Source organism: Streptomyces sp. NPDC054932 (assembly GCF_053610205.1).
The window spans coordinates 1-11,116 of sequence record NZ_JBSGXU010000242.1 but is presented as its reverse complement, the minus strand read 5'-3'; the positions used below and the strand labels follow the sequence as shown (position 1 = coordinate 11,116).

Here is an 11,116-nt window from a genome sequence, read left to right as displayed (position 1 = left end):
CACCTGTGGGCAGGTGCGCCGCGCCGGTTGGGCGCCCTGGGGCGTCCGCTTCCGGCGCCGCCGGTTCAGCGGCGCCGGATCAACAACACCGGTTCAGCGGCTCCGGTTCAGCGGCGGCGGGCGCGGGTGCGCTTCACCTTGAGTTCCTCGAAGCGCGGCACGTCGCCCTCGCGGACCCGCTGCCAGGCCCGGCGGTAGAGCTCCGCCGCGGGTTCGGTCGGTGCCAGCACGCCGCGCAGCGGCCGGTCTCCACCGCTCGGGCCGTACATCGGCAGCTTCCACTGCTCCACCGGGAGCGTCGGGGAGGGCATGTCGGCCCACCCGCCGGGCAGGAACAGCGAGCGCCCGGCCCGGCTGCGGCCGGCCGTCACCACCAGGTCGGTGGCGGCCAGTTCGGCGCGGGCGGCCTTGAGGCGGGCCGGCTTCCAGCCCGTCCACCGCGCGGTGTTGCGGTCGGTGGGGTCGGGCATGGCGAGCAGGGCGAGGTAGAGGGCGGCCGCGTCGGCGCCCAGGCCGTGCCGGGCCCCGACCTCCGTCACCAGTTCGGGAACGGAGCGGCTCGGGTCCTGTGGCCACCAGGTGCCGTCCGCGGCCACGGCGCCGGCCGCCGGGGCTCCCGGGTCGGCGAGCAGCGCGGCGAAGCGCGGATCGTGGGCGGCCCGCAGGGCCGTTTCGACCACGGAGGGCCGCTGGTCGTCCCCGCGCAGCACCGGCAGGTACGGATCGGAGCCGGTGGAGTCCAGCAGGGCCGGGCGCAGCGCGGGCTTGGGCTGGTCGTCGTGGGTGGCCATGACGACGGCGCCGTAGCGCTCGTAGCCCTCGCCGGTCTCGGTCGGCGTGCCCGCCGCCTTCCGGAATTCGGGAAGGCTGGTGTAGTGCCCGATCTCCAGGAGCAATTCGGGCGCGGCGAGCCGCTGCCGTACGGCGGTCAGTACGGGCGGCAGGGCCGCTCGTACGGGGTCTCCCGCGGGCAGCCGGTGGGCCAGCCAGGCGGCCATGGCCAGGGTTCCGGTCAGGACGTGCGCGGTGAAGGGGTCGGCGGCCGGCTCGCAGGGCTCCACGTGGTCGCCCTTGACCGTCCAGGCCACGTCGACGGAGAGCTCGCGCGCGGCCGCGGGGTCGAGCAGTGCGGCCAGGATGCGGTGCTGCCCGGTGTCGCGCACGGCGCGCGCGGCCTCCGTGGCGAGCCAGTCGGGGACGGGGGTGCGCCTGCCCACGCGCCGGTTCCACACCTCCGCGGCGGCGGCCACGTCGGGGCCCTCGCTCCAGAGTGCCGCCGGATCGGCGGGCAGCAGGGCCGCGACGACGGCGCGCCGTACCTCGGCGTCGAGGCTCTTGAGCTCGTCGCGGGCGTACGCGGCGTCGGTGGCCTTGACCCCGAGGGCGGTGCGCAGTTCGGCGGGCAGGAAGTTGCGCTCGTAGCTGTCGACGTGCGGGAGTCCGGCGATCACCAGGCGGGCGAGGGCTCCGGAGACTCCGGTGAGCCGGGCGAACTCCTCCGCGGCTTCTGGGCGGAAGGGGACCGCGCCGTGTTCGGCGGCCACGTCGAGGAAACCGGTCAGCCAGTCGGCGTCGCGGTCGCGGTCGCCGAGCGGGGCGTCGCCGCGCACGGTGTAGGGGCCGGGGACGGCGAAGCGGCCGGTGGGGTCGTGCAGCAGGGCGCCGAACTCGTGGCCGTCGGGCAGGGAGGCACTGTGCTCGGTGAGCGCGAGGACGGCTCCGCCGCCCAGCGGCAGCAGGCTGCGGTGGTGGACGTTGTGTTCGTGACCGTCGGGGGTGCGCAGGTGCGGGTGGTCGAGGCGGACCACGACGCGGCGCCAGCGGTCGGCGGAGCCGGTGGCCGAGGCCAGGCCGAGGGCGTTCACCCGGCCGAGCAGGCCGACGAGCGCCGCCCGCTGTTCGTCGGTGGCCGCGACGGTGACGGTCCGGTAGGCGACGGCGGCGAGCTGGTCCAGCAGCGGCGTCCAGGTGAGGGTGTAGTGCGGCAGCGCGGGCGTGTCGAAGTGCAGCCGGCCGGGCACCGGGGCCTCGTCGGTCCGCGCACAGGCGGCGGCGAGTTCGCTCAGCATGTGGTGGACGGCGTCGCTGTCGCCGCCCCAGCGGTAGTAGCCGGGGCCGATGAGGCCGCTCAGCGCTTCGGCGGTCAGCCGGTCGCTGGGGCCCTTCTCGCGCTCCTCCTCGGGGGCGTTGTCCGGGTGGAGCCGGGCGGCGATCTCGTCCAGGGCCTTCTGCTGGGTGAGGGTGAAGCGCAGGAGCTCGACGATGCCGCCGATCATCCGGGGGGCGGTGATCCGCGGCAGGGCCGCGCTCACCAGGTCGGGCAGGTCGGTGACCTTGGCGACCGCGGCGGCGGCCTTGAGCAGGGCGGCGACGGTCTCCCGGTCGGCGGCGCGCAGAGCCGCCGAGCCCTCGGTGTCGCGGGGGCGCAGCGCGTACCAGTGCGACAGCGGCGGGAGGTCCACGCTGCCGGTGCCGAAGGCGGAGAGGCGGCGGTGGTCGCTCTGCGAACGGGCGGTGACGACACCGTCCGCGTCGCTGATGCTCAGCTCCTGCCAGTGCTGGGACAGTGCGCGGGGCCGGTCGTCGCCGGGGAAGGCGAGGGCGGCGACGGGCATGTCGCGGCCCTCTGCCACGGTGACGGTGCGGCCGGCGGTGTCGGTGCCTTCCCAGCCCTGGCCGGGGACGCGTACGGTGCGCCAGCCGAGCAGGCCGTCGGCGGGCACCCCGAGGACCGAGCCGTCCACGGTGGGCGTCGGCCGCAGCCAGTTGGCGTGCCCGGCCCGGCGGATGTTCTCCGGGTGTGCGCGCTCGGCGTCAGCGAAGAAGGCGGGCAGGGAGAACCTGCCGCAGACCGCTCCGACGGGGTCGTGCTCGAGCCAGCCGCTGTCGTTGTTCTGGTCACGGCGCTGCCACACCCAGTACGAGGTGCCGTCGCAGAGCAGGGCCCTTTCGTCCGGCAGCTTCGTGTCACCGCGGTGCAGGACTCCGCCGCCGGTGGCGCGCCCGCCGCCGGGGAGAGGCAGGGAGAGGTGGTCGCTGCGCAGGGACCAGTGGTTGCGGTCGGTGTCCAGGGTGAAGACGGTGCCGGGCGAGTTGTGCCAGTAGCCCTGGGTCCCGCTGGTGCTCCAGGAGGACCAGAAGACGAGCAGTTCACCGTCGACGTAGTGGAAGCCGTAGCGGTAGGCCTGCCCGGCCGGCGCCCGCAGGTCGTGGGTGAGGACGGTGGAGTCGGCGTCGATGACCCGGACCTGGGTCTGGTTGGCGACGATCAGGTACGGCCAGGCCTCGACCACGTTCAGGGACTCCCGGCCCTGGCCGGGGCCCAGTTCGGCGAGGGCCTCCTCCCAGGAGGGCCAGGCCAGTTCCTCGAAGAGACCGCCGCGCAGGGTGCGGGCGAGGGTTTCGGCGAGGTCCGCGGCGGCCGCGGCGGCCACCTCCTCGGGGGCGAGTTCCAGGGCTTCCCTCGGCAGCCAGGTCAGGCGTGCGATGGCGTCGGGAACTCCGGGCAGGCCGGCGGCGGTGGAGGCGACGGCGACCTCGCGCACCCACTCGGCCAGCAGCGGGCGGCCGCCGGACGATGCGGCGACGCACCGGACGACATCGGCGTGGCCGGCGCCGAAGGCGTTCAGCGCGCGCCGGAAGGAGGGGTGGAAGCGCTGGTCGGCGGCGATGGCGAGCAGGTCGCGGCGCTGTTCGGCGTCGGCCCACTCCGTCAGGTTCAGGTGGCCGTGCCGGTGTCCGCGGCTCTCGGTCTCGGGGTCGGCGACCGGGATGTCGAGGGCGAGCAGCAGGTCGAGGAGGTTGGCGTCCTCGACCGCGATCCGCAGGCCCGCCTCCCGCTCGGGGCGGGCGAGTTCGGCGCGCAGCTGCTCGGCGCAGCGCTCGACGAGGGTGAGGAGGAGCGGGAGGGTGGGGCGGCTGCCCCAGCCGGAGTGGCGGGCGGCGTGGAAGCGCTCCAGCCAGCCGGCCGCACCGTCGGTGCAGCGCTGCTCGGCGGGCAGTTCCGGGTCGGCGAGCCCGGCGGTGGCGCCGGACTCCTCCAGGACCTCCAGCCACAGGGCGGTGAGCTCGCTGCCGTCGCCGCCGGGGGGCGTCAGCCCGAGGAGGGTGCCGCGGACGGCGGGAACACGGTGGGCGAGTGCGACGAGGGCTGCGCGGTGGGCCTTCCACCAGCCGAGCGCGGCGCGCAGGGTGGCGGGCAGGGGCAGCAGTTCGGCGAGGTAGTCCTGCTCGGGTTCGGTGCCGGTCAGGCCCGCGGCGCGGGCGAGGCGGCGCAGTTCGGCGGCGGCCTGGGCGGAGGGCGGCAGCCCGCCGGCGGTGCGTCGTACGCACAGACGGCGGAAGCGCGCGTATGCCTCGGCGGGGGTGACGCGGCCGGCCAGTGCCTTGCCGTAGCCGGTGAGCACCTTGACCGGCAGGGCGCCGGCCAGGGCGAATTCGAGGAAGACGGCGTCGAGGCGGTCCTCGTCGATACCCAGCCCGTGCTGGGCCTCGGCGGCGCGGGCCCGGCCGAACAGCTGGGCGGCGTAGGTGGTGTTCTCGACGGCGAGGAAGACGCGCGCCGCCTGCTCGTGGAACAGGGGCAGGAAGTGCGGGACGGACGCTGCGAGGCGGTCGGCCAGCTCGATGCAGGCGTCGAGGGCGGCCTTGGGCTTGGTCTTGGCCTGCCGGGCGATGCGGTCGAGTTCGGGGACGACCGCGAGGGCGTGGTGGCCGTCCTCGGGGTGGTGCACCAGGATCCATTCGGGGAATCCGAGTGCCTGGCGCCGGCTCAGGCCGACGACGGGCGGCTCGCCCTCGTCCCGTACGAGTCCCAGGAAGCCTGCGGCGAGGTCCTCGGCCGCGCCCAGTTCGGCGGGCGCGAGCCGGATCACGACGCGGTCGTCGCCGAGGCCGGGGTGGCGGTAGGAGCGCGCGGTCAGTGCCACGGCGCCGGGGCCGGCGTCCGTGGTGTCGTGCGGCAGCACGGCACCGGCCTTGAGGAGCAGTTCGTGCTTGTTCATCTCGGTGTCTTCCTGGTTGGTGCTCACGCGTCCCCGCCCTCCTCGATCTTGCGCCCGGCGTAGAGTGCCGCGGCCATCCGCATTCCCTCGGACCAGGCCACCGGTCCGACCGCCGTCAGACGTACCGTGCGGCCGTCCTCGTCGTGCCAGCTCAGGGCGCCGGTGGTCATCTCGTCCTCGTAGTAGGGCTCGCCGATCCACACGGCGGCCTCGGTGCCGGGCCCGGAGTCCCGGACCTTGCAGGTGGCGTAGCCGCCGGAGACCCGGTAGCCGAGGGCGGTGGCGCGGGCGGCGAGGCTGAAGCGGGTGGGGAAGACCCCGCCCGCGTAGTCGCGGACCTCGGTGGCGGTGGCGGCGAGCCCGTCCGGCTTGACCCAGGTGGCCCGGTGGATCTGCTCGACCCGCTGGACGATGCCCAGCTCGGCCGCGAAGTCGCGTACGTCGTCCAGGTCCGGCAGGAGCACCGGGTGCGGCAGTGTCACCGTGCGCGGGGAGAGCCGTACGGTCTCGCCGTCGAGGTTGACCACCTTCAGCTCACCGGACGCGGTGGCGTCCCGCAGGAAGCCCACCTCGTCCGGGTCGTCGCCGACGACGGCCACGTCGCGCAGGGCGCTCTGCCATGCCTCGTCCGGCCAGACCCGGGCGAGCAGTTCGGTCGGCACCGGCAGCGAGGAGACCATCCAGCTGTCCACCTGTGCGATGCAGGCGGCCTCGTGCCGGTCGAGCCACTCGGCCAGCCTGCGCAGCCGGTCCACCTCGGGATGGTCCTTCAGGGCCTTGGGCAGTGTCTTCAACTGCCGTCCCGCCGTCCGCCCGGTGGCGGACCTCGCCGCCACCCGCCCCTCCACCAGGGCGATCTCGTACCCTTCGCCCGCCGCCAGCCATGCCATCAGCCCGTGCCCCTCCGCCTGTCCCGTCCGGTTGCGCGCAGCCCTGACAGGGGGGAGCCGACCCCCCTGAGCTGCGGTATGCCGGGAGACTAGCGAGGGCCACTGACAACGCCCACCGGAGGGCCCTCGCTAGGTTGAATGTCCGGTTCTGGGTAGTGTTTCCGAGACAGCGTGCGGAGCGGTACCGGCTCGGGGTGGGGTTATGGGACGTCAGATACAGGTGCCCGGTGCGGTGCTGATGACGGTGCTGCTGGCGGCCGGGTGCTCCGGTCCGGGGGCGCCGGGCGCCGGGGACGCGAAGCCGTCGGCGCCCGCGGCCTCGTCGTCCACCAGGGCGCCGGAATCTGCGCAGTCACCGGGCGGCGGGGACGCCAAGCCGGCCGCCGGGGACGTGCTCCCGGGCATGGTCGGCGCCGCCGTGGCGCGGACCCGGTTGGCCGAGCTCAAGGTGGCGCCGGTCGGCACGATGGCGGGCTACAGCCGGGACAGGTTCACGCACTGGGCGCAGCAGGGCAACAAGTGCGACACCCGTGAGGTCGTCCTGGAGCGCGACGGCACCGGGGTCGAGCGGGACGGCGAGTGCCGGGCCGTCGCCGGCAACTGGAAGAGCCTCTACGACGGGGTCGTCGTCACGGACGCGGGGAAGATGGACATCGACCACATGGTGCCGCTCGCCGAGGGCTGGCGCTCCGGCGCGGCCGGCTGGGACTCCGCCCGGCGCAAGGCATTCGCCAACGATCTGACCAATCCTCAGCTCCTGGCCGTGACGGCGGCCTCGAACCGTTCCAAGGGCGACCAGAGCCCCGACCTGTGGCAGCCGCCGGACAAGGCGAGCTGGTGCCAGTACGGGCGGGCCTGGACCACCGTGAAGTCCGTGTACGGACTGACCGTCACCGAACCGGAGAAGAAGATGCTCACCACGATGCTGGACACCTGCGCCTCATGACGCAGCCGCACCCCTGGCAGGACGAGGTGCTCGCCGGGCCGGGCGGCGCCATGACCGACGAGGTCGGCGTGATCACCGGCCCGCTCACGCTGCGCACCACCGCGCCGGCCGGGGGCTTGGTCCGCTTCGACGTCCAGTACAAGGACGCCGACGAGTGGTACACCCTGACGGGCAGTCCACGGGCCCATCACGGCGACCCCGCCGCCCTGCACGCCGCCGCCCTCGCGGCGATCCGCGCCGGCGGCGGGGCCGTGGCCCCCGGCGGCGGGGCGGGCTGAGGGGCGGACCGGGGCCGGGCTGACGGGCGGGGCTCAGAGGACCGCGATCCCCAGGGGCCGGGCGCCCGCCGCGAGTCGGCGGGTGGCTCCGGTGTCGAGGTCGACGACCGTGATGCCGTTCCAGTAGCCGTCGCGGGTGTGGCCGCCCGTGACGTACGCGGTCCGGCCGTCGCGGGAGACGGCCACGTCCTCGTGCGGGCCCCGGAGCGGGTACACGCGCTCGGCTCCGTCCGGGGAACGGACCGTCAGCGACGGGCCCCTGCCGTCGCCCGGCCGCACCGCTCCGGTGCCGACGACCAGGAGCCGGCCGTCGGCCGTGACCGTCGCACCGTGCTGGTGGGTGTCGGCGGTCATCGGCTCGATCCCGGTGTGCCCGGTCCGCGGGTCCACCACCGCGAGCCGCTCGCCCTCGAAGGGGAGCAGCAGCTTCCCGTCGGCCGGGCGCACGGCGGCGTAGTGCGGCTTCAGCCAGGAGGCGAGCCCGCCCTCGGTGCCGTAGGGGGCCACCTCGATCCGGCGGGGCGTCAGCGAGTCCGCCGCCACGACGGTGACGTCGAAGGAGTCGTGGCCGGTGACGTAGACCTCGGCGCCGTCCGGCGACACGTCCACGTCGAAGGGGCGCCTGCCCACCGGTACGACGGCGGCAGTCTCACGCTTCGCCGTGTCGACGACCTCCAGGACTCCGGTGGTGCCGGGGACGTTGACCCCGACGTAGGCGCGCGCGCCGTCGGGCGAGAGCGCGATGCCCATGCCGCCGCCGCGGTACTCGCCGTCGGTGACCGGGCCGGTGCCGGTGCGGTGGGGGATCAGGGCCACCCGTACGCGGGTGCGGGTGTCGACGACGGCGACGCCCTCGGCGGTGGCCACCCACGCGCGGCCGTCCGCGCCCACGGCGAGACCGTACGGGGCCCTGCCCACGGCGACCGAGGCGACCGCACCGCGCTCGGGGTCCACGAAGGTCACGGTGTCGGCCCCGAAATCGGCCGTCAGGAGCAGCCCCTGCGGGGTGGGGGCGGTGGCCGGCAGCGGGGAGGCGGCGGAGGGCGCCGGACTCGGCGCGGACCCCGTCCCGGCCGGGGCGCAGGCGCCGAGCAGCAGGGCCGCGGCGAGCGCCGCGAGGGCGCCGCGGGTGCGCGTACGGGCGCCCCCGGTACGAGTGTCACGGGTACGGGCGCCCCGGGTACGGGTGTCCCGCGTGCGGCGGTTCATCGGCCGGACCCCCGTTCCGCCCCGGCCGCCGCCGCCTTCAGGGTCCGCGCCATGCCGTCGAAGCCGCGGCGGACGGCGTGCTCGTACGGGCTCACCCCGCTGTGATCGGCCAGCAGGGGATCGGCGCCCGCCGCGAGCAGGATCGTTATGACCTCCTCGTGGCGCGGGCCGCCGTCGCCGAGGATCACGGCCTCCAGCAGGGCGGTCCAGCCGAGCCGGTTGACGTGGTCGACGTCGATGTCCGTCTCGTCGAGCACGGCGCGCACGTACGCGGTGTGCCCGCGCTCGGCGGCCGGGATGAGGGAGATCCCGCCGAAGCGGTTGCGCTGCCGCAGGTCGGGTCCGGCGGGCAGCAGCAGGCGCATCATCCGTACGCTCCCGGTGACGCCGGTGACCAGCCAGGGACTGTCCTCCCGGGAGTCCGGGGCGTTCGGGTCGGCTCCGGCGGCGACCAGCCGTTCGGCCACGGCCACGTGGTCGCCGAGCACGGCGAGCAGCAGGGGCGTGCGCAGCTCCTCGTCCCGGGCCTCCACGGCGGCGCCCGCGGCGAGCGCCGTGCTCACCGCCGCCGCGTCGCCGCGGCGGGCCCCGTCGAGGAGGAGTCGGTCGTGCGCGTTCATGGTGTCCCTCTCGGCTCCGGGCGGGGAGGGCCGGGTACGTCCTCCCGCTCCCCCGACCCATGCTCGCCGGGCCGGGGCCCGCGGCCGGTCCGCCCGGTGGACGGAGCCCGGGAGCGGTCCGGCCGACCCGGGGGTCGGCCGATCGGCTGATGCGGGACGGCCCGATCAGGCTTCGTACTCCGTGAGGTCGATGCCGTGTACCCGCACGGCGGTCCCGTACCGGGGATCGGTGGTGTCGCGTTCCATCGCCATGCCCAGTTTGCGGATCACGTTCTCGGAATCGGTGTTGCTCATCCGGTTGATCGCGACGACCCGGTCCAGGCCGCGGTCCTGGAGCGCGAACTCCAGGGTGGCGTGGGCGGCCTCGGAGGCGTAGCCCTGGCCCCAGTACTGGCGGCCGAGCCGCCAGCTGATCTGCACGTCCGCCCGGGCGTCCGGCAGGTTCTCGAGCACCGAGAGACCGACGGCACCGATGAGTTCGCCGGATCCGAGGAGCTCGACGGCGAAGAGCCCGAAGCCCTCGTCGTCCCACTCCTCCTCCCAGCGCTCGATCTCCTCGGCCGTCTCGTCCAGGCCGAGGGTGGAGCCCTCGCCGATCCAGCGCATCACCTCCGGGTCGGCGTTGATCTCCGACAGGGGGACGAGGTCGTCGTCGGTCCAGCGGCGGAGGAGGAGGCGGGGGGTACGGATCTCGGTCATGCCCCACATCCTGCCGAAATTCCGCCGACCAGCGGTAATCGGCCGTTGCGGCAGTGTTGCGGGTTCGTGGCCGTCGCGCTGGGAAGGTTTTCGCGGCTCGCCGCGGACGTCTACGGTCCGTGGGAACCGTGACCAAGGAGTGCTCCTGCCATGTCCCTCGATCTGTCGGACGAAAGCCGGTACGACCGCACGCGCCTGCGGCAGTGGGTGCGTGGCCGCGCCCGCTCCGCGGGAGTGGATCGCCGCGATCTGCTGAAGCTGTTCGCGGTGGGGGCCACCGCCGCGCCGCTCGGCGTTGCCGCGGGCGCGGGCACCGCCTCGGCCGCGCCGGACGTCCCCGCCGCCACCCCGGTGCCCGGCACCGTCAAGTCGCTGCCGCCCGAGCTGTTCACCCTCCGCGGCACGAACGCGGAGACGAACTTCGCGGCGCTGCGCGGTACCGGCCCACTCACCCCCATCGACCGGTTCTTCGTCCGCAACCACACCTCCACCCCGCGGATCGATGCCGACGGGTGGCGGCTGAAGGTGTGGGGAGACGGGCTCGCGGGCGGCCCGCTGGAGCTGTCGTACGAGCGGCTGCGCGCCCTGCGGCCGGTGGAACGGACGCTGTTCATCGAGTGCGCGGGCAACGGCCGGAGCTTCTACACCACGCAGCAGGGCCAGCCGGTCACCGGTACCGCCTGGACCCTGGGCGCGATCGGCGTCGCGCGCTGGCGCGGCGCGCGGCTGTCGGACGTACTGCGGCTGGCGGGCGTGACCCGCGGCGCCGTGGACGTGCTGCCGCGCGGGCTGGACGACGAGGTGGTCACGAACGGGGTGAACCTGGGCCGGGTGCGGCGCCCGCTGCCGGTGGCCAAGGCGCTGGACGACGTACTGCTGGCCTACGAGATGAACGGGGAGCCGCTGCCTCCCGACCACGGCGGGCCGGTCCGCCTCGTGGTTCCGGACTGGGTCGGGATCTCGTCGATCAAGTGGGTCGGGGACATCGAGGTGAGCCGGGAGCCGCTCTACTCGCCGTGGAACACCGACACGTACCGGCTGTTCGGGCCCGAGCACCCGGCGCAGGGCAGTGTCCCGCTGACCCGGCAGACCCTCAAGAGCGCCTTCGAGCTGGAACTGGGGGCCACCGTCGCGGTGCACCGGACCCGGCTGCTGACCGGCCGTTCCTGGTCGGCCGCGGCCCCGGTCACCCGCATCGACGTCAGCACGGACGGCGGCGCCCACTGGCGGCGGGCCCGGCTGCACGACACCCCGCGCCGGGGCGGCTGGGTGCGCTGGTCGCTGCCCTGGACCCCGCGGGCCACGGGTGCGACCTCGCTGCTGGCGCGGGCGACCGACGCGACCGGGCGGACGCAGCCCGACCGGTCGGTCCACAACACCCAGGGCTACCTCTTCGACGCGGTGGTCCGCCACCCGGTGACGGTGGTCTGACCACGGCCGGCGCCCTGCCTGTTCCCCGGGGAACAGGCAG

General features: G+C 75.0%; 8 protein-coding genes. 3 read left to right on the top strand and 5 right to left on the bottom strand.

Annotation, left to right across the window (positions count from 1 at the left end; genetic code table 11):
- Positions 1-107: 107 nt before the first annotated feature.
- Both ACWGE1_RS37020 and ACWGE1_RS37015 read right to left on the bottom strand, forming a co-directional pair.
- A complete protein-coding gene (locus ACWGE1_RS37020) occupies positions 108-5,003 on the bottom strand; it encodes a DNA-binding protein (RefSeq protein ID WP_453424855.1) in 4,896 nt (1,631 codons plus the stop codon).
- A gap of 23 nt (positions 5,004-5,026) precedes the next feature.
- The gene (locus tag ACWGE1_RS37015; RefSeq protein WP_453424854.1) at positions 5,027-5,893 is read right to left on the bottom strand and encodes a DUF4132 domain-containing protein; all 867 of its coding nucleotides are present in this window, start codon (positions 5,891-5,893) and stop codon (positions 5,027-5,029) included.
- 202 nt (positions 5,894-6,095) lie between these two features.
- On the opposite strand from ACWGE1_RS37015, the gene ACWGE1_RS37010 reads away from it, so the two are divergent.
- Together ACWGE1_RS37010 and ACWGE1_RS37005 are read left to right on the top strand one after the other, a co-directional pair.
- The gene (locus ACWGE1_RS37010) at positions 6,096-6,839 is read left to right on the top strand and encodes an HNH endonuclease family protein (RefSeq protein ID WP_453424853.1); all 744 of its coding nucleotides are present in this window, start codon (positions 6,096-6,098) and stop codon (positions 6,837-6,839) included.
- Positions 6,836-7,117, top strand: coding sequence for a hypothetical protein (locus ACWGE1_RS37005; RefSeq protein WP_453424852.1), 282 nt, complete (start codon positions 6,836-6,838; stop codon positions 7,115-7,117). The genes ACWGE1_RS37010 and ACWGE1_RS37005 overlap by 4 nt, the downstream gene beginning before the upstream one ends.
- A 33-nt stretch (positions 7,118-7,150) precedes the next feature.
- On the opposite strand, the gene ACWGE1_RS37000 is transcribed toward ACWGE1_RS37005, so the two are convergent.
- The 3 genes from ACWGE1_RS37000 to ACWGE1_RS36990 all read right to left on the bottom strand — a co-directional run bounded on the left by ACWGE1_RS37000 (position 7,151) and on the right by ACWGE1_RS36990 (position 9,645).
- Positions 7,151-8,326 carry a YncE family protein gene (locus tag ACWGE1_RS37000; protein WP_453424851.1) on the bottom strand — a complete coding sequence of 392 codons (1,176 nt, stop codon included), beginning with the start codon at positions 8,324-8,326 and terminating at the stop codon, positions 7,151-7,153.
- Complete coding sequence (locus tag ACWGE1_RS36995) at positions 8,323-8,946, bottom strand: ankyrin repeat domain-containing protein (protein WP_453424850.1); 624 nt, start codon at positions 8,944-8,946, stop codon at positions 8,323-8,325. Before ACWGE1_RS36995 ends, ACWGE1_RS37000 begins: the two co-directional genes overlap by 4 nt.
- A 165-nt stretch (positions 8,947-9,111) precedes the next feature.
- On the bottom strand, positions 9,112-9,645 hold the full coding sequence (locus ACWGE1_RS36990) for a GNAT family N-acetyltransferase (RefSeq protein ID WP_453424849.1): 534 nt from the start codon (positions 9,643-9,645) through the stop codon (positions 9,112-9,114).
- 150 nt (positions 9,646-9,795) lie between these two features.
- Here ACWGE1_RS36990 and ACWGE1_RS36985 point away from each other — a divergent pair, with 150 nt between their 5' ends.
- Positions 9,796-11,076 carry a sulfite oxidase gene (locus tag ACWGE1_RS36985; protein WP_453424848.1) on the top strand — a complete coding sequence of 427 codons (1,281 nt, stop codon included), beginning with the start codon at positions 9,796-9,798 and terminating at the stop codon, positions 11,074-11,076.
- Positions 11,077-11,116 lie beyond the last annotated feature (40 nt).

Coding starts and splice junctions, on each gene's coding strand:
- ACWGE1_RS37020 (WP_453424855.1), bottom strand. CDS start 5,003: ATGAACAAGCACGAACTGCTCCTCAAGGCCGGTGCCGTGCTGCCGCAC.
- ACWGE1_RS37015 (WP_453424854.1), bottom strand. CDS start 5,893: ATGGCATGGCTGGCGGCGGGCGAAGGGTACGAGATCGCCCTGGTGGAG.
- ACWGE1_RS37010 (WP_453424853.1), top strand. CDS start 6,096: ATGGGACGTCAGATACAGGTGCCCGGTGCGGTGCTGATGACGGTGCTG.
- ACWGE1_RS37005 (WP_453424852.1), top strand. CDS start 6,836: ATGACGCAGCCGCACCCCTGGCAGGACGAGGTGCTCGCCGGGCCGGGC.
- ACWGE1_RS37000 (WP_453424851.1), bottom strand. CDS start 8,326: ATGAACCGCCGCACGCGGGACACCCGTACCCGGGGCGCCCGTACCCGT.
- ACWGE1_RS36995 (WP_453424850.1), bottom strand. CDS start 8,946: ATGAACGCGCACGACCGACTCCTCCTCGACGGGGCCCGCCGCGGCGAC.
- ACWGE1_RS36990 (WP_453424849.1), bottom strand. CDS start 9,645: ATGACCGAGATCCGTACCCCCCGCCTCCTCCTCCGCCGCTGGACCGAC.
- ACWGE1_RS36985 (WP_453424848.1), top strand. CDS start 9,796: ATGTCCCTCGATCTGTCGGACGAAAGCCGGTACGACCGCACGCGCCTG.